The sequence below is a fragment of the Methanosarcina sp. UBA411 genome (assembly GCF_002495725.1).
In the GTDB taxonomy this organism is placed as follows: domain Archaea; phylum Halobacteriota; class Methanosarcinia; order Methanosarcinales; family Methanosarcinaceae; genus Methanosarcina.
This window is the reverse complement of the sequence record NZ_DAGK01000020.1, coordinates 57594-76364: the sequence shown is the minus strand read 5'-3', so window position 1 is coordinate 76364 and position 18771 is coordinate 57594. Positions and strand designations below refer to the sequence as shown.

Genomic DNA, 18771 nt, shown 5'->3' with positions numbered 1-18771 from the left:
AACTGGTCGTCCATGATTATGCGGTTGATGTTTTCATGATTTATTTTCCAGTGCTAGAAATGCCTTATGTTTCGTGCATCAAGCATGTTATTGACCTTACTGAATTGCAAAAAAGGTATGATGCGCCACTAAATATGTTTTGGAACTAATATCAACTAACTACTAATGTCAACTAACTAATAGTGCACGACCAAAAAACCTTTTTAAAATATTTAAAAACTCTCTCCACGCCCGCATGCTGCGAAGCAGCAGATACCGGGCGGTCACTGGCAAAAAAGAAAAAGCAGAGAAGTAAAAGCTTTGGATATCAAAAACTTGATGAACTTGCAATTGTTGGGCCTGAGGATATCAAAATAATATAGGCTTTGGAAATGCTTGTTGGGAGTGTGTATAGTTCTCTCATTAAGCATCGTTTTCTTTTAAGACAATAATACTTACAGTGCGTTTTGAGGATTTTTTTCACTTATACAGGCTCAAAGACTATTTATTTGGACTTGGATATTTTGTGATGAATAGGACAGTCATCTAACTTCTCTTGGAATTTTTATAAAGGCAAGATATAAGATTGGCTGGTGTGGAGTTTAGTAAACTTAGATAAATAGACGAGAGGCAGATGCTTATTACGGATTTTGTAGACTGATCTTAGCCTGCTTGTTTATTCTCTCACTTTTCTTTTCATCCTGTAAGTAAATTAATGAATTACATCCTCTTAGTTAAAAGCCTTTCTTCCAAACCTGTAGACAAATCTTCAGGAAATCAGTCCATAATTTTATGGCAGCTGCCAATTCTTCTTTTCTTATTTTTGCCGGTGGCCGCCCGATATATAGGGTAAAATAAAGAGTTACATTGTAATATGATAAATATAAAATGACAGTGAGATAGCACAATTTCGAGAATTTCTACAGAGCCTAAATCTGCTCACCTTATTTATATTATCTGCGAAATAATAATGATGATAATGATAATAATAATATATTGAAGTGTTTTTTATGATGGGAGTGGAAAGAGAACAGTTAGGCTTTGCGGATTGTCTTGAATTTGATGTGGAAAAAGCCCGGCAGGACATCGTGGAGTTTGTGCGGAATGAGGTAATAAATTTTGGGAAGGACGGCGTGCTGGTAGGCTTATCGGGCGGGTTGGACTCGTCTACGGTTGCATACCTGTGTGCTGAGGCACTGGGCAAGGACAAAGTTATGGGCCTGATACTGCCTGAGCGGGACTCTGACCCGCAGAATACCGATGATGCTATGAACTTAGCTAAGAGTCTCGGCATACCCCACCAGAAGATCGACATCTCCCCCATTATAAGAGATCTGGGCGCGTACGACCTTATGTCCCACGAAGAGGTATCGGACAGGACAGCCATAGAGCATGCCGCAGAACGCGCTCGAATAATCGCTGGGAAGGAGCCTTCCACCGAGCTTTTCAGCCCAACGATTGTCCCCGGATCATCCTTGTCGGTGCCGATCAAGGACCAGTTCGTTGCTTTTGGGACAGCCAAAACACGCACGCGAATGATGGTATTGTACTTTCATGCCACCGTTATGAATTATCTGTTGGTGGGCACCACCGATCTATCCGAGTTCAGCATCGGCGTATACGACCGGTACGGCGACATCGCCAGCGACATTTCCATCCTGAAGCATCTGTACAAAACACAGATAAAGCAGCTGGCAAAGCACATTGGGGTACCTGATTATATCGTAAACAAGCCCTCTTCTGCTGACTTGTTCGGGATGAGTTTGCCCAACGAGGAGTTAATCGGTTTATCCTATCTAAAGTTGGATGACATCCTTTGCGGTATAAGAAGTGGCGTCACCGATGACGTTATTGCCAACAAGTCGGGCGTACAACCGGAAGTAGTGGAATCTGTCCGGAAGGCAATGAAAGATGCCAGTTTTGTTGCAAGTTTGCCGCTATCTCTGCCTCCACCTAAAAAGGATTGAATACTCTCCTATAGCGTACAAATAAGTAGTCGAATATTAATCGGGGGATCAGGTCCTGAGAGATTATACGGAGGATTTTCTGATAGTAGTAATGCTGCCCGCTGTTAAATAATAATGTCATTTTATATGTTTAAGAAATCCTTTGAAGGTATACGTAAAGTACTCTTCACTTATACTTTTTATTTAAAAGTAGACAAAGGAAAATCTCATTTTCAATCCTGGATTATGTAATTTCCAGTCGCCAGTAAGCCATCTATTGTTACAAAATAAAATCCCTTTTGCTGTAATTCCGGGATAGCTCTGCCTAGAGCCGATACAATCTCTAAAACGGTTTTGAGGTCAAGCACTTTTGCTACGTTATTTACTTGTTGTTAATGCTAGCATGGAGAGGAAGGAAATACACTGGGTTTTTTCCGACCAAATTGACGATTGTACTTTTGGTTCTGGACAATTCATTATTAAGAACTTCCTCATCAGTAAGTCCAAGAAGATCTAGATGATCTAAGAACGAACAACTATTAGATGAATTAGATGACCCTCAGCATTTTCATATTTGATAATTTCTCTGCATGTTATGTATTTGTCCGTATAATCCTGAGCAACAATATTTTTGTCAATACAAGTAACCAAGGCAAAAAAACGTGGCTTTAATTCCATACTTTCGAAGTACATCAGGATGTATGGGGTTACTCTGCCTAGAACGTCATAAAAGGTCAGAGCAATATTAGGGATGTTTGGTTTACGATTTCCATTTGACATCAGAAAAACCTATGTAGGCTTTTGTTAAGTTTTTTGCTTAAGTCAACCTTTAAACCTTAATAATGGCATTTGGGAAAAAATAAAGAGCGTTTGTCTCGGATCTAACGTAAAAGATAGAGAAAATACATGCCTTTTTCTAAAGTTTTCATTATTGTTTGTATATGTATAATTAATGCTTCTTATCGACTCTGTTTACACCATAAAATATCACTCATTTTCAAAACATCTGCCGTTCAGAATATCAGTCTGTGTTTCGAGTGCCTCTTAGGAATAGAATAATTACTTTCTGGTTATAGGTGTTGTTCTGATGTAGAGACTTCATATTTTTGCCATGCATATACCTTTTATGCATGAGCTTCTAAGTATAAATCCGGTTTCATTTGAAAACTGGTTAATTTCTTTCATAATAGTAAGTATGATTATATTTGTGATGGAGATTTTTAAAAGAATGTGTCTGCTGAAAACGACACTTCGAACCTATAGGGAAAGTCAATAATGGCATACTGAAAGTTATTGTGATCCAGCTTGATTGTGTATTGCTTACTTTAAAAATTACAATAGATTATAACATTTTTCGGATATGCTTTAAGGTCGTCTCGCTAGACATTCATTATCATAGTTAAAAATATCGATGAATTAGATTATTTAAGCAAAACCAAGAGTTGAAAAAATTAGTGCGAGAATGGAATTAGGCCGAAATGACAAAACAGATGTGGATTTTATTATTGGATTATACATTGAAACCTGTGACTGAGGGAAATAAATAAGGTGTTTGATCGTTGAAAATCGAACTACATGCCGGAAGAAGGAGACTATTACTCGAAAAAATGCATATTCCAGACTGAAAGTGTCTCTGATTCGGGCGACGGCCTTGTCTTCGTGATGGCCTATGCATGCGGTATCGCTGCTGCTATATTTTTATGAATCAAAAGCGAGTATTTAATGGTGTCAATTGCATGTTTTTATAAGTCCAAAAATATTATATTTTGGTTATACATTGTTAGGCAATATAAATGAAAGAAGACCTAACATAATAATACATATCAAGAGATACCACTATTGAGTTATTTTAAAGTTAAAAATTACTTCTTTAATTCTCTGATATTTTATTATATACAAAGAAATAATAAATAGTACAACAAAGAGTAGTATAACATCAAGAAACAGTTCGTAAGTAACAATTAGAATTTAGGTTAGGTATTTTGTCGCCTAAAATTTTGTCATTTAAGAGAGGGAGACCAAGGGGACAATGACAGCTAAAACGGAGCAATTTTCAGCAATAAATTCGAATCCTGTGCTCAGTGTGGCAAAGGATGGAGTTATTCTTTACTCCAATAAGGCGGGGGAGCCCTTATTGCATGACTGGGGTGTGAGTATCGGAGAAAAATTGCCTTTACATCTCGAAATTTTTGTTCAAAGGGCCATTTCCCGGAAAAGTATTGAAAAAATAGAAATTACTATGGGCAAAAAAATATACTTTATTGTTTTTCATTCCTTGCCTGAACAAGAATGCGTAAACATTTACGGATTTGACATAAGTGGCCGTAAAAAGCTTGAGGGAAAACTTCAGGAAAGTGAAACTCAAGAAAAGGCAAACTTGGAGCTTGCCAGGATTATTGATACTAAAGCGATTCAGTCCCTTATGAGTGACTTTTATACGCTTGCTCATGTTCCTATGGCCCTACTTGATCTTAAAGGCAATATTCTGGTAAGTGTTGGATGGCAGGAGATTTGTACAAAATTCCATAGGTTTTATCCTGAAGCCTGCAAGCATTGCTTAGAAAGTGACCTAAAGTTAACTGCGGGCGTTGCTCCAGGAGGATATAAGCTATATAAATGTAAAAACAATATGTGGGACGTAGTAACTCCAATTATGGTAGAAGGGCAGCACGTCGGAAATATCTTCTCAGGACAGTTCTTTTTTGATGACGAGCCTCTAAATTATGAGATCTTTCGGTCTCAAGCTAGACAATATGGCTTCGATGAGGAGGAATACATAAAAGCTCTTGAAAAAGTTCCTCGGCTTAGCAGGAAAGCTGTGGATACAAGCATGGCCTTCTTCATGACTTTTGCTAACATGATCTCACAACTAAGCTACAGCAATATCAAGCTATCTCAATCACTGGCCGAACGTGATGCAGTTGTGGATGCACTGCTAGAGAGCGAGAAGCGTGAGAGAGATCGTTCGGATGAGCTGGCAGTAGTATTGGATGCAGTTCCTGTATCCGTTTACATAGCACATGACCCTCAGGCGCTTCAGATAACAGGTAACAGGCTCTCCTGCGAATGGTTACAAGTTCCTGTAGGTACAAACTTTTCTAAGTCTGCCCCTGAGGGAGAGAAGCCCGAGATGTTTAAATTATTCAAGGACGGAGTAGAGATCCCACCTTCAAAAATGCCGTCTCAGTTGTCGGCTACGGGCATAGAGATAAATGACTGCGAATTGGATATCGTATCAGCTGACGGCAAGATACGGCATGTTTTGGGCAATGCAAGACCATTACGTGACGAACAGGGAAAACTACGTGGGTCCGTTTCTGCATTTATAGATATCACTGAACGCAAAAAAATTGAAGAAACTATCAGGTTGTCAAACCTTTATAACCGGAGCCTGATTGAAGCCAGTCTGGATCCCCTGGTAACTATTGGGCGTGATGGTAAGATTACCGATGTAAATAATGCTACAGAAAAGGTTACCGGATATTCCAGAAATGAGTTGATTGGGACTGATTTTTCAGATTACTTTACTGAACCTGGGAAAGCTCGTGCAGTCTATCAGCAAGTATTCATGCGTGGTGAGGTTCGGGATTATTCTCTAGAGATTCAACATAAAGATGGATACATAACTCCTGTTTTGTACAATGCTTCAGTTTATAGAGACGAGAATGGTAAGATTATTGGGGTTTTTGCAACCGCACGTGATATCACCGAGCTCAAGAGAGTGGAGGAAGAGCGTAAGACGGCGCTGGAAACGCTTCGCTATAGTGAAGATCAGTTTCGGAGTCTCCTCCAGAATGTGAAGGTCGGAGTTGCGCTCATCGATGAAACCGGCAGGTTTGCGGTAGTCAACCCGTCACTTATGCAGATGTTCGGCCTGAATAACGAACTCGACATTCTCAACATTAATAGTCGTGATTGGAGTCAATGGGAAGTCTATGGAGAGGATGGTAAACTTTTGGATGTCGACAATCATCCCGTTCGGAAAGCAGTAAGGACCGGCAAACCTGTGAAAGGCCAGCTTGTTGCCGTGAGAAATCCCGGGTCAAATGAGCTCACCTGGATGCTGATAAGTGCCGAACCTGTTCTGAAAGAAGACGGCCACATATACAGGGTAATTTGCACCTACCATGATATCACCGAACGAAAGCGGGCCGAAGAGGCGCTCCAAATGAGTGAGGCAGAGCTTGCTAGGGCGCAACAGATATCTCAGATTGGTAGCTGGACTTGGGACCTTATTATTAATGAGATCAGATGGTCTGAACAATCGTACCGGAACTATGGGCTGGTGCCGGGTGAAGTAAAGCCTTCGTATGAGCTGTTCTTGAGCTTCATCGTGCCCGATGACCGGGAAAGGGTCGACAGGGAGATCCAGAAGGCCATTGAGAGCGGTCATAAGTACAATATCACCTACAATATCATACGCAAGGATGGTACGCCGAGAATTTTGTTGAGTGAATGTGAAATCGTCAAGGATGAATCGGGAAAGGTAGTTTTGATGTATGGTACCAACCAGGACATCACTGAAAGGAAGCGGGCCGAGGATGCCCTTAAGAAAGCACGCGATACTTTAGAAGAAAAAGTTAAAGAGCGGACAGCTGAACTTCAAGAAGCTTATAATTCGTTGAAGGAAAGTGAAGAACGTCTTGCTGACTCTCAAAAAACAGCTCATATTGGAAATTGGGACTGGAATATTGTAACTAATGAGGAATACTGGTCTGATGAACTATATCATATTTTTGGGCTTGACCCCCAATTTGAACTGAACCACAACATATTTTTAAATCGTATACACCCAGATGGTTTAGATTATGTAAATAATGCTATTAACGAAGCATTAAACGGAAAGCCATATCACATTGATTATAGAATAATCTTACCTGATGGAGAAGAACGTATAATCTATTCTGAAGGCGAAGTTCTTTTTGATGAGAAACATAAGCCTGTTCGAATGAGAGGAATAGTTCAGGATATTACCGAACGCAAAAAGGCAGAAGAAAGTCTGGCAAACATTGAGATTGCCCGTAAAAAGGAAATCCATCATAGAATTAAGAATAATCTTCAGGTCATTTCCTCCCTGCTTGATCTTCAGGCTGAACAGTTCAGAAACCGCAACGATATTAGGGATTCGGAGGTTCTCAAAGCCTTTAGAGAAAGCCAGGATAGAGTGATATCTATGGCTCTTATCCATGAAGAATTGTACAAAGGTGAGAAATTCGAAACACTAAACTTTTCGCCGTACATTAAGGAACTCGCTAATACTCTTTTCCAGACATACAGCCTTGGATATACTGAGATCAGCTTAAAGATGGATCTGGAAGAAAATCTTTTCTTTGATATAGATACTGCTGTCCCATTAGGAATGATTGTCAATGAACTTGTCTCTAACTCTCTCAAGCATGCATTTCCTGACAGAGATAAAGGAGAAATCCGAATTAAACTCAATCGAGACAAAAACGAAGAATATGCAAAAAGCATAACTGGAGCTTGTAAAAGCACTAACTTCACTCTAACCGTTTCAGATAATGGCATAGGCATTCCTGAAAATCTTGAAATTGAAAATCTTGACAGTCTTGGATTTCAGCTTGTAACTTCTCTTGTAGATCAATTAGATGGGGAGTTTGAATTGAAAAGGAACAATGGCACAGAGTTCACTATGAGATTTACAGTGGTAGAAAAAAGATAATCTGGCTTAAGTTGGCTTAAAGGAATTGGAAAATGTATAAAAAACTCGATAATTGTTCCGCTATAAACTGAATTGGATATGTATATTATTACATATCCACTACAGCTTTATTACATATCCACTACAGCTTTATTACATATCCACTACAGCTAATATAGCCAATTTATAATCACAGTTGATTTCTAACCTTAATTTCTAACTATAGTTAATTTCTACTTTTTAGGTAATCGGCCTGGCAAGTCTACTATATAGACTCATTCTTTTCTAAAAGTTTGTGCCCTTCCAGGACCTACTGAAATGTAACTAATGGGTACCTTCATCAGTTCTTCCAGTCTTTTGACATAATTTCTGGCATTTTCCGGAAGCTCTTCGAAGGCTTTGACTTCAGTAAGGTCAGTTTCCCAGCCAGGAAGATCTTCGTAAACAGGCTTGCACTCAGCAAGATCCTCTGTAAGTTCAGGAGGATAGTCAAGATTTTCTCCTTTGCAGGTGTAGCTGGTACATATCCTGATCGGGTTAAGGCCTGTAAGTACATCCAGTTTGGTCAGGGAAATCTCGGTATATCCGTTAAGAGCAATAGCTTTCTTCAGAAGAGGCAAATCGAACCATCCACATCTTCTGCCTCTGCCGGTAGTTGTCCCAAATTCTCCTCCTGCTTTCTGTAGTCTTTCCCCCAATTCTCCTGATAGCTCAGTAGGAAGTGGACCTTCACCGACTCTTGTGATATACGCTTTTACTATGGCAATTACATTATTTACTCTTGTAGGGCCAACTCCGAGGTTGGCACAGGCAGAGCCTGCAATTGTGGAAGAAGAAGTTACGAATTTCTGAGTTCCGTGTATAACATCAAGATGTGTACCCTGGGCAGCTTCAGCCATTACATGTTTTCCTTCATCAAGAGCCTTATTGATTTCCCTAGAAACGTCTGTTACATAAGTAGCAAACTGCTTTCCTAGCTCAAGATATCTTTCTATTAGTGCAGGGTCTCTGACGATTTTAGGATCTCCTCCCAGTGCTGCTATTTCCTTTTCTTTCTGGGGAGCAAGTTCCTCAAGTCTTGCAAGAAAACGTTCCTTATCTACAAGCTCAGCCATACGGAATTCGTCTCTTGCCACTTTATCTATATAAGCATAGCCTATTCCGCGTTTTGTAGTTCCTATTTTCTTTTCCCTGGATGCTTCTCTTAGCCTGTCCAGTTCTATGTGGTAAGGCATGATTATGCTTGTCTTTGCATCGACTCCGAGTTTTTCAGCATTTACTTTTATGCCGTGTTTCTCAAACATCTCAATTTCTTCGGCAAGCACCTCAGGATTCAGGACAACCCCAGGCCCTATCAGAACTCTGGAATCAAGCAGAATACCTGAAGGAATCAGGTGCAATTTGTAAACCTCATTTCCTACCTTCACCGTATGGCCTGCGTTGTTCCCTCCCTGGAAACGGGCAACGATGTCAAAATCCTTTGAAAGAAGGTCAACAATTTTGCCTTTTCCCTCGTCACCGAACTGCGAGCCTGTGATTATCGTAAACATAAAGCCCTGATTCGGGCTTAACCATTAATAACTTTTTGTTTCCCGAGTCCCGTCTCGGGAGGACGGTTCCCTTTTCGCTCACTTCGTTCGCTCAAGAGGGCTAAATTATAATGAAGATATTTAGCTAAGCGAAGAGGACTAATTTAGGGCAAGAAATACTGATTTTCGACTAGCATAGGGTCTCATTTATTTGAATTTCTCTTTGGATCATGTGGTCACAACCCTTTTCAAAAAAGGCTTGAGCGAAAATCCTTAGCAATGTTTAAGCAATGTTTAATTTTGAGGAGCTTATCCCAAACCCTATCCGGCGTGATCAACCGGCGCAACGGTTGCGTCTCAGCGGTTGCAGCTCAACGATTGCGCTCAAGACGACTAAATTATAATGCAGAAGCTGAGAGACTATAATATAGGCCGCTTTAATCAGTCGAGGACTACTGAGAATTAATGTTTTTTCAGGCAGACTCAAAACAGCTTTTTTGAAACCGACAGAAAAGACGGCAATAGGATTTAGAAGAACGAGGCTCTGAGGATCAGTAGGCTAAGAAGCATGAGTATTATTGCAAGGATTGCAGCGGTTTTCGCACTTTCTTTGTCGCTTCCGAAAATGATTGGGATCGGGCCAAGCATGATAACTCCTCCGGCTTTGACTTCGGATTCGACTTTTCTTGAGGGGGGTTTTTCATGGAGAGAGCTCTCAGAATCTAAAGTGCTTTCAAAGCGGCGGGCTCTTCCGGATGTATCTGTCCGGCTTGAGTAGCTCTGCGTTGATCTGGATTCCTGGTACATGCTTAGAGCTATGCCAATTGTAATCACTAGAAATCCAATGAGTATTGTGAGAACTCCAATCGAAAAAAGCATGTTTCCATCAATCAATGTTTCGTTTTCCATAGGAATAATATATAGAGTATTGAGATTATTAACCCGAGTCCCAGCATATTTGTTGTTATTTCAGGAGAAGATCCAAAAACTATAGGAATTGGACCAATCATTATCAGTCCACCCATCTGGCTGCTTGCAGGATGATCTATAATGGTAAGAATTACACCTAATACTAATATAGTAAAACCAACAAATATGATTGCTGTGCCTACTTTTAGAAAATCCTGCGATGTACGCATGTAAAATGATATAATGCTTTTATTATTAAATCTATCTTTCTAACTTTTTACGTATATTTCTTGTTCTGTTCGTTTTTGATTTAGTCAAGTTTTTCTGCCTGGCTGCTTCTTGGATAATTTGCTGAAATCCAGAAAATACGACAGCACATATAATATAGAAAAAAGAAGTATGATGATTGAACGGAATACAAATATCGACAAATCTCAAGAGAGTTTTCAAAAGCGATTTAATCAAAGAATTGCATAAGTCCTTAATGAGGATACTAAACAGGTAGTAAGGATATTAAAATGGTTACAGGTGTTGCAGGAACTTATATATACCCTTTTTATATTTATATAAGTATTTAATTCCAACATCTTAACCTAATCTTAACCTATATTGTAAAAAGTAAAATTACCATTTTAAATGTCATTTTAACCTTTGACTTGTAAGTCATACTATAAACGGGGGATTTTATGAAAGAATTCTTGATTTTCCCGTTTCTCAGACTTTACTCTTGCTTTAATCCTTTAAAGGCCAGGATAAAATGTAATCACCCTGAGATAAACTATATAGGTGAATAACCTCTCTGGAAAATAAAAACGCTTAAAGTTTGATCGGATAACGGGTTACGACTAATTAACTGGTCATGAACCTGCGTTATATATCCGGCAGGCTAGTTTGCCTTCAAATCATTTTATTATAAATTAATAATTCCTGAATGAACCAATCTTTAGACTAGATATAAACTCAATTTCACGCGATAAAAAAGGTGGTTTCAAGTGTCAGAAGACAGTGCAATAAGATCTTCTCTGGAAGATATCAAAACGAGGGTAGAGTTCCAGCTTGAATGCGGGAAGATCAATGCTGAAGATGTGAAATCTCTCTTAACCGAAATAGAAATCATGAGGATCCAGAATGAGAATATGAAGGCTCGGCTTCTTGAAGCAAGTGTAGCAACGGGAAGGCACCTTCAGGAAATCAATAAATTGAAAGCTCATCTGGAACAACTTACCGAGCCTCCTCTCTTTATTGCTACTATTCTTGAGGTAAATGGGGAAATCGCGCTTATAAGGCAACATGGGAATAACCAGGAGGTTCTTACTCAGATTCCTGAAGAGTGCATTGGAAAGATTGAACCCGGTATGAGAGTTGCAGTAAACGGAGCATACTCAATTATCTCTATAGTCAGCAGGGCTGCCGATGTTCGGGCTCAGGTAATGGAACTCATTAACTCTCCTGGGGTGGATTACAGCATGATTGGCGGACTTGACGACGTACTTCAGGAAGTCCGGGAAAGCGTTGAATTGCCACTTACCGAGCCCGAGCTTTTTGAGGATCTCGGAATTGAACCCCCATCAGGTGTCCTTCTGCATGGCGCTCCGGGAACGGGCAAGACCCTTATTGCAAAGGCTATAGCCTCTCAGGCAAAAGCAACTTTCATCCGGATGTCAGGTTCGGACCTTGTCCAGAAATTCGTAGGTGAAGGCTCAAGGCTTGTAAAAGACATTTTCCAGCTTGCGCGGGATAAGTCTCCAAGCATTCTTTTTATAGATGAGATCGATGCTGTCGGCAGCATGAGGACTTATGACGGAACAAGCGGCTCGGCCGAAGTCAACAGGACAATGCTTCAGCTCCTTGCGGAAATGGACGGTTTTGATCCTAAAGGCAATGTAAAGGTCGTTGCTGCAACCAACAGGATTGACCTGCTTGATCCTGCGCTCCTCAGGCCTGGTAGGTTTGACAGATCTATCGAAGTTCCACTTCCTGACGAGAAAGGAAGGGCTGAAATCCTTAAGATTCACACCCGCAAGATGAACCTCGCAGATGATGTGGATTTCGAGAAACTCGCAAAAGTCACAACAGGCATGAGCGGGGCAGAAATCAGCGTTATCGTCAAGGAAGCCGGAATTTTTGTGCTTCGCAGGCGTGGTAAACAGATTACCATGGCAGACTTCCTGAAAGCACACGAAAAGGTCGTAAATACTGAGGAACCCACAATTCCCCAGGCTATGTTTGTATAAAGCTATCCTGATAGCCAAAATCTGAAGGTTGGAACCAAATAACCTTTAAGTTTAAGGAAATCTTTAAAAATATTTTCTTAAACTTGCCGGATGGGATAATATCCTCCCGGCAATTCCCTCTATTTTTTAAAAATTCAGACGAAAGGTTTATATTTTATAAATTACTTGAAGATATGCTGCCTTAGAGGCAACGCATAATTACAAGATAACAAGCTGCTCCGATAGTGTAGCTCGGCCAATCATTCAGGACTCTCACTCCTGCGACTGGGGTTCAAATCCCCATCGGAGCATTTTTCATTTTTATGACTTTTTTTGATGTTGTATATTTAGGACTTCCACAGTTAAACTTAAAAAAATCAACACATTGAATTTTAAAAATCTAAAAATCTAGTTGTTAATTCTTAAATATCTTCATAAAAATCGTTTTTTCAGAAATTGTACTCTCAACTCTGACTCCATAAGTTTCAAACATGCTTTCAATCCCCATTTTGTTTATTTTTGAATTATTAAGTCCCAAACTGTGAGTAATTAGCATCGTATAATGGTTTCCATCATCCGTATAATCTATCGTATCGAACCAGTTTGACATACCCCCCGTAATAACTACTCCATCAAGGAGCTCTTTTAGACTAATTTCCTTAAGAGGCTTCTGAAAGTAGTACTCCATTGTGTATTCCAGGGGTTTATATTTGTTCAAGTACTCATTAAACATCTCAATATTAGCAGTTTCCAATAGTACTTTTAAATTATCTTTCAGGATAGGACATATCGTTTTCATCGATTTTTGAGTCAGCCAAATTCTCTCTTCCCTTGATAACTCTGGACTCTGTTTTGAGCTGTTTTCCAGGCTTTCCAGCGCGAGTTCTAATACTTTTTGCTGCGTTCCAAATTCTTCCGTGTGCTTTTTCAACAATTCCCAGTGTTTTTGCGAGATAGTTGTAGAAATGCGATGCGTTTTCAAAGTACTACACCCATTTTTATACCTCTTCTTTAATTCAAAAATTTTCCTATACGTATACAAACTGAATTATGCGCATACCAAGCGCATGCCATCTGGATTACCTATTTTTAAATGAGTATTCTATTTTAGCGCGTTAACAGCAACAAATTGCTGTGGGACTTGCACAGTTATGTTGAAAAATCAATAGCATTAAACCTTTAATTGTTCAAATTGATAATTTTTACACACAGTCTTTTATTGTGCATGGTTTTGTGACTAAAGTACACAATTCTTACACGATTGAGAATAACTTTGAGTTTTAGAATGAACTCATTAAGAAAAAGTTGGGTTTTGGAATAAAATTGATAGAATTCAAAATATGAGGAATTAAGATGGGTGACAACTTTTTAATAAACAAAAATTCACAGATGTTACGTTCACTTGAGACATTAGCCCAACCAGTGACTTCACTTAACGGTGTCACCGCTGAGGCCGCAAAGGAGTTGGGCAAACTTGGAATCACTACCGTACAGGATCTTGCAGCATCAAGTATATTTACCACAGCCTCACGAATAGCTGAGGCAAGCAATCCGATTATTCGTCCAGGACAGAAGCGACAAATTTCAGCTTTGCCGACGGATATTCTAAAAAAAGAGGTTGTTGGTACCTCAATAGAAAAACTTGCTAATGAACCTATTAGCATTTTCACTATTTTTAGCGAAAAGGATGCGCAGAAAATTGAATCTACGTTGGGAACACTCACAGTTGGTGATCTGGCAAAGTGGCCTCCGTATCTATTAGCTAAGGACATTTTGACTGTCGAAACTGGTGGCGTTGAGCCTAGCCCCGTTGAAGATCCCGAAGCGCCATCAGATTTAGTTCCTGGAACAGGTAGATATCCGACAGAAAGAATTCAGTATGAGATCATTGTGCTGGATAAGGTCTTAAAAGGACCGCAAGGACAAACCACTAAATCTAGTGTCACCGATAGTATTTCCCAGCAAGTCGATGGAGTTAGCATCGGCAGCATAGATCATAATGTAGGAGATGAAATCCTTAGACCGCCACGTGACGTTACAACAGGACATTCAATAGAACAGGATTTTAGCCCTCTTGACGTTAGTCAATGTTCTGATGCAGGTTTCACTCGACCAGCTATTGGAGCAGTTCTCACATATTCTCAGTCCTGGTATACAATGGGACTTACACTGGGTCACCTCCTTCACAGTGTAGCTCTCTCACCAGGTGAAACTACTAGAATTGCTATTGTTGATTGGAACAGGAGAGATAAAGCCAGTGGTACAGAGCAAATTAACGAAATGGAGGCACTGAACGCATCATTAGAGCATAATCGCTCGATAAGTGAAATCACGCACGCCGTGGCTTCCGAGTCGCAGAATGGTTTCTCGAAAGCTGTCAATAAAGAGACAAACTTCTCTGGGGGATCAGGAACTGGAGTTGCAGGTCAGATTATGGGCTTTTTTGGTGTTGCTGGGGCATCGGTCGGTGGCAGTGCTGGATTAGCAGTTAGCACCAGTTTTGCAACATCACGTGGGACTCGTAATCTTAATGCCCAAATGACTCAGAATATTTGTGATTCTACACAACAGGCAGCTAACTCGGTTCGAAACCGACGTGCTTCGATTGTGCGTGAAGTATCTCAGAGCGAGAGTGAGACGCTCAGCACAAGGGCGATTACGAACTTCAACCATATGCATGCGCTTACAATTCAGTATTATGAAGTAGTCCAGCTATATAAGATAGTAGTCGAACTCAGTAAGGTAACTAGATGCCTTTTTCTTCCTATGAAGATTCTGGACTTTAGTAATTTAGATGTGATAAATCGTTTCCGTTCTATTTTGCAACAGGCTGCATTTAGTCAAGAGGCATATAATCTTCTCGCGGATGACTTCAGTTTGCAGGTACAAGGTTATCCAAATCCGAATGGTCTAAATGATAAACAGCGAGAGAAAGAGTCCGCTTGGCTGGAAGAAGCACAACTTCAGTCTCACTTGAGACTAGCCAGAGGATCTTTAGATAATAAAGAATGGTATGTTCCCAGGATAGTAGGCATCCAAGGGTATGAGCTCATTTGGCCCAAGGAGGTAAAAGTACTACAATGTCGCACATGCTATGACACCGGATATGTAAGTAATTTCACCCCCCTGAACCCCGGTGGTTCGTTGAGCAGATGGAATTTTAACACGCCGTTAAGTAAATTCACTTCTTTTGAGATTACACTTGACAAAAATCAGCCTGAAAAAGTGAAGTTGCCAATTGAGGTTGAAATCGGTCTTGAACTCCATTGTTCCGGAAGACAGTTTTCCTACCGGCATATCGTAGAAGTCTATGATTTAGGTAAGTCAATTCCTCTCGTGACCATCAAGCCAGCTCCTGGAGAGGATCTGGTGTCTTCACACCTTCAAGAAAATTCACTCTACTATAGCCAAGCTATTTGGAAGAATATTAGCGGTACCGCTCTTGTTGCTATGTTGGAGAGTTTTGGCTACACCTTCCAGGGACAGCCAATTACAGAAGTTATCGACCCAACACCGTTTGCCGTTACTGGCAACTATGTAGCTTACCGTTTTCATAATGAAAATGATGAACAGTGGGAAAAATTTTTAGGCACTCACCCAGATCTACGCTACAACAAAGAATATTATGATCAAGGAAAGGTAGACAAGATATACAAACAAGAAGAATATGTTCCTGTTCCAAGTGGCGGGGTCTGGGCTGAGGCTGTGCTGGGTCGGTTCAATTCGGCAGAGAAACTCGACGTCACCAGGTTCTGGAATTGGCAGGACTCTCCAATTCCGATTACAGCACCAGAGATCGCTCCGTTGCAGGCAAAAACGCCGACCGCTGACCAGCCAAATTTAACTGCAAGCCAGCTCGGACAGCCTGTGATTAACTTGGTCAATGCTCCAGCATTACCTGATCCAACAGGTATGAGCGCAGTACTTAATTCCGTCAGCAATGGAGCTATGTTCCGCGACATGAGCCATGCAGCAGAAACTATCGCTGCTGCAAATGCTGCACTTGCCTCAGGTTTCACGGCAGCAGGCCAGTCGCAACAAACTGCAAAGGACTATGCACAAATAGCGGCTGACTTGATGGCAAAAAAAGGACTTGGAGCTAGCAGTGGCGGTTCAAATGGTTCTTCTGCCATTGGTTCAAGTAATTCTTCTAACGGTTATAAGCCTTCTAACGTTTCTGAACTGGGTGCTAAATATAATGCAGCTGAGGCACTGGACAAAGAGTCAGCCAAATCGGGTGGTGCCACTGAAGGTAACTACAATAGCACATCTGGTAGCAATTCAAACGCGAGTTCAGGTACAATCTCCTCCGGCGAGTCTTCAAACATGACGTCAGATATGGGCAGCAGCCGTAGAGATCAGGTACTGGGCACAGGACCTTTGCAGATGCTTACAGACATGGCTTATGGTACTGTCAATTCTAACGACATATCTCAAATTGACAATGTTGAGATAGAGTGGGCTCGCCAGCATCCTGAAGGTCACGTTGAACCAGGAGTATTTGAAGGACGTGTTTATCAGGACATCCTGTCTCTTTGGAATTTTGACGTTGGAAGTGCTGACATTACAAAATTTGAAGCTGGTTTATGGGATTACATCAGGATGTTAAAAGAGTGGGATAACTTAGGAGATACTCTTATTATTACAGGGCATGCAAGTTCCAGCGGAAGCGAGGAAATAAATAGCACCTTAGCTCGAAAAAGAGCGTTAAACGTAAAAGATTGGCTCGTTAATAAAGGAGAACTAAATGAAATTTCGATCAGTATCGTACCATTAGGTACATCGTTCCCGATTCCCGATTCCCGGATCTTTGATCCCGAAGCGCGCGCAAGAGAAAGGCGTGTGGAGATTCGGCGCAATAGGCGATTATGGGCTCAGAATGATTATGATAGAGCTTTAAACATAGTTCAGAATATGCCAGATTCGGAGCGCAAAAGACGATTACAGGGCGTAATTCCAATATTAAAAAACCAATCCGGTGATGATAGATATATTGACAAAGCAGGTTTAGGGACAGCATACAGTTTTTATTCTAAACCTGGTTTCGAATGGCTTGATGATGTTGGACAATGGGATAAAAATTCTCCTAAAATTATATTTAGTGCACGTGATAACTGGATAAATAAAATTCATCCTGGATATTCAGATGGCGAAATCCTTAGCATACTTTTGTCAATGGATACAAGAATCTGGGAAGCTATACAATGGATAGCTGAACAGGAGGCCAGACATCAAGAAGGTGGCTTATCTACATTGATTGTTGAAGCTAAGAAATGGATCTCATTACAACAGTCCGATGCTAATAGCATTTACTTTTATTATCAGTGATTCACTTTAAATGATTAAGGATCAGGCTACAGAAAGTGCCATTTCTAGTGGTTGTAATTATCCTAAAAACTCAATACCTTTTTAATTTCATGTCTTGAGCAAACAATCGAGCTTTTGTTCTTTTAAACAATCCAATAGGTCTCATTGGTCTGAATAAGGCGAGTTTTGGGATAATCTCACCATAAAAGCTGGAATCAAAAGTAAAAAGTATTGGAATATGAGTAAAGGAAATATGCAAGACACTCGATATTTCGAAAAAAAACTCCGCGGTTACCTCTTCGGTACAGCCTGCGCAGACGCCCTCGGCTGCTCTGTAGAACTCCTTACTTTTGAGCAAATAAAACAGAAGTACGGGGAAAAAGGAATCCTTGAACTTCCGCCCAATTCTCCCTGGACTGATGATACTCAATTAATGCTTGTACTTGCCAGGGCTCTGCTTCGAGGAGCAGAACTTGAGCTTCCCGAGCTTATGAACAAGATAGCAGAGGAACTTGTACTCTGGCTGGACGAACCTGACCTGGGTGCAGGAGCGACTACAAGAGGCGCAGCCCTGAGTCTAAAGGACGGAATTCCCTGGAACAAATCCGGAATCAGCTCTAAAACCTGCGGAAGCCTTATGCGGGCTGGAATCCTCGGTTTTGTTTACCAAAACGACCCTATAAAATTGGTTAAAGTTGCTCAGGTTTCAGGCCGAATTACTCACTCTCATCCTGTTGCAGAAGCTGCATCGATTGCTGGAGCATACGCAGTGAAACTGGCTCTTGACGGGGTGGAACCCAGGGAAATGTTTGAACCACTTCTTGAGGTAACTCAGGGAATTTCTCAGGAATTCACTCAGGCACTGGAAAGTTCCTATAGAACGGCTTATAGTGACGTCGGAGATGAAGAAGGTTTGAAGAAACTCGGGCAGGGCTGGTATGCGGATGAGACTTTTGCTTTGGCATACTTCTGTATATTACGTTATCCGAACGATTATAAGAAAGCAATACAGACCGCAGTGAATATAACCGGAGACTCTGATTCGGTTGCAAGCGTAGCAGGAGGCATTCTTGGGGCCAGGCTGGGAATTGATGCGATACCTGTTTCCTGGATTGAAGCACTTAAGGAGAAAGAAAAACTGGAGAGAATGGTTGGGCCTTTGCTTGAAAAATATTTTCAGCTTTCAGGAAGTAAATTGAGGTCTTGAAATTAGATTGAACTATTGA

General features: G+C 40.7%; 11 protein-coding genes and 1 tRNA gene. 8 read left to right on the top strand and 4 right to left on the bottom strand.

The window, feature by feature from the left end; all coding sequences use genetic code 11:
* Positions 1 to 989 precede the first annotated feature (989 nt).
* From nadE to BP861_RS07665, 4 genes are all read left to right on the top strand, one after another.
* Entirely contained in the window at positions 990 to 1946 is a 957-nt protein-coding gene (gene nadE, locus BP861_RS07680) for an NAD(+) synthase (protein ID WP_292374096.1), read from the top strand.
* Between the two features lie 1090 nt (positions 1947 to 3036).
* Positions 3037 to 3201 (top strand): cation transporting ATPase C-terminal domain-containing protein, encoded by a 165-nt coding sequence (locus BP861_RS07675; RefSeq protein ID WP_349681007.1) that lies wholly within the window; start codon positions 3037 to 3039, stop codon positions 3199 to 3201.
* A 299-nt stretch (positions 3202 to 3500) separates the two neighbouring features.
* Entirely contained in the window at positions 3501 to 3629 is a 129-nt protein-coding gene (locus BP861_RS07670; protein WP_292374091.1) for a hypothetical protein, read from the top strand.
* A gap of 325 nt (positions 3630 to 3954) precedes the next feature.
* Positions 3955 to 7608, top strand: coding sequence for a PAS domain S-box protein (locus tag BP861_RS07665; RefSeq protein WP_292374089.1), 3654 nt, complete (start codon positions 3955 to 3957; stop codon positions 7606 to 7608).
* A gap of 254 nt (positions 7609 to 7862) precedes the next feature.
* Here BP861_RS07665 and BP861_RS07660 read toward each other — a convergent pair whose 3' ends face one another.
* The 3 genes from BP861_RS07660 to BP861_RS07650 form a co-directional block, all read right to left on the bottom strand.
* Entirely contained in the window at positions 7863 to 9137 is a 1275-nt protein-coding gene (locus BP861_RS07660) for an adenylosuccinate synthase (protein ID WP_292374088.1), read from the bottom strand.
* A gap of 507 nt (positions 9138 to 9644) precedes the next feature.
* Positions 9645 to 10025, bottom strand: a complete 381-nt coding sequence (locus BP861_RS07655) for a TIGR00304 family membrane protein (RefSeq protein ID WP_292374085.1) — start codon at positions 10023 to 10025, stop codon at positions 9645 to 9647.
* On the bottom strand, positions 10007 to 10255 hold the full coding sequence (locus BP861_RS07650; RefSeq protein ID WP_292374083.1) for a TIGR00304 family membrane protein: 249 nt from the start codon (positions 10253 to 10255) through the stop codon (positions 10007 to 10009). Before BP861_RS07650 ends, BP861_RS07655 begins: the two co-directional genes overlap by 19 nt.
* A gap of 762 nt (positions 10256 to 11017) precedes the next feature.
* Here BP861_RS07650 and BP861_RS07645 point away from each other — a divergent pair.
* Both BP861_RS07645 and BP861_RS07640 read left to right on the top strand, forming a co-directional pair.
* Positions 11018 to 12259 (top strand): proteasome-activating nucleotidase, encoded by a 1242-nt coding sequence (locus tag BP861_RS07645; RefSeq protein ID WP_292374081.1) that lies wholly within the window; start codon positions 11018 to 11020, stop codon positions 12257 to 12259.
* A gap of 215 nt (positions 12260 to 12474) precedes the next feature.
* Positions 12475 to 12549, top strand: a tRNA-Glu gene (locus BP861_RS07640).
* 104 nt (positions 12550 to 12653) lie between these two features.
* On the opposite strand, the gene BP861_RS07635 is transcribed toward BP861_RS07640, so the two are convergent.
* Positions 12654 to 13220 (bottom strand): hypothetical protein, encoded by a 567-nt coding sequence (locus BP861_RS07635; RefSeq protein WP_292374079.1) that lies wholly within the window; start codon positions 13218 to 13220, stop codon positions 12654 to 12656.
* A 371-nt stretch (positions 13221 to 13591) separates the two neighbouring features.
* Between BP861_RS07635 and BP861_RS07630 the strand changes: the two genes are divergently transcribed.
* Positions 13592 to 17566, top strand: a complete 3975-nt coding sequence (locus BP861_RS07630) for an OmpA family protein (RefSeq protein ID WP_292374077.1) — start codon at positions 13592 to 13594, stop codon at positions 17564 to 17566.
* 217 nt (positions 17567 to 17783) lie between these two features.
* A complete protein-coding gene (locus BP861_RS07625) occupies positions 17784 to 18752 on the top strand; it encodes an ADP-ribosylglycohydrolase family protein (RefSeq protein ID WP_292374075.1) in 969 nt (322 codons plus the stop codon).
* Positions 18753 to 18771: the final 19 nt, after the last annotated feature.

What these genes read in the sequence shown, in the direction of transcription:
- nadE (WP_292374096.1), top strand. Translation starts at nt 990, where the DNA reads ATGATGGGAGTGGAAAGAGAACAGTTAGGCTTTGCGGATTGTCTTGAA.
- BP861_RS07675 (WP_349681007.1), top strand. Translation starts at nt 3,037, where the DNA reads ATGCATATACCTTTTATGCATGAGCTTCTAAGTATAAATCCGGTTTCA.
- BP861_RS07670 (WP_292374091.1), top strand. Translation starts at nt 3,501, where the DNA reads ATGCCGGAAGAAGGAGACTATTACTCGAAAAAATGCATATTCCAGACT.
- BP861_RS07665 (WP_292374089.1), top strand. Translation starts at nt 3,955, where the DNA reads ATGACAGCTAAAACGGAGCAATTTTCAGCAATAAATTCGAATCCTGTG.
- BP861_RS07660 (WP_292374088.1), bottom strand. Translation starts at nt 9,137, where the DNA reads ATGTTTACGATAATCACAGGCTCGCAGTTCGGTGACGAGGGAAAAGGC.
- BP861_RS07655 (WP_292374085.1), bottom strand. Translation starts at nt 10,025, where the DNA reads ATGGAAAACGAAACATTGATTGATGGAAACATGCTTTTTTCGATTGGA.
- BP861_RS07650 (WP_292374083.1), bottom strand. Translation starts at nt 10,255, where the DNA reads ATGCGTACATCGCAGGATTTTCTAAAAGTAGGCACAGCAATCATATTT.
- BP861_RS07630 (WP_292374077.1), top strand. Translation starts at nt 13,592, where the DNA reads ATGGGTGACAACTTTTTAATAAACAAAAATTCACAGATGTTACGTTCA.
- BP861_RS07625 (WP_292374075.1), top strand. Translation starts at nt 17,784, where the DNA reads ATGAGTAAAGGAAATATGCAAGACACTCGATATTTCGAAAAAAAACTC.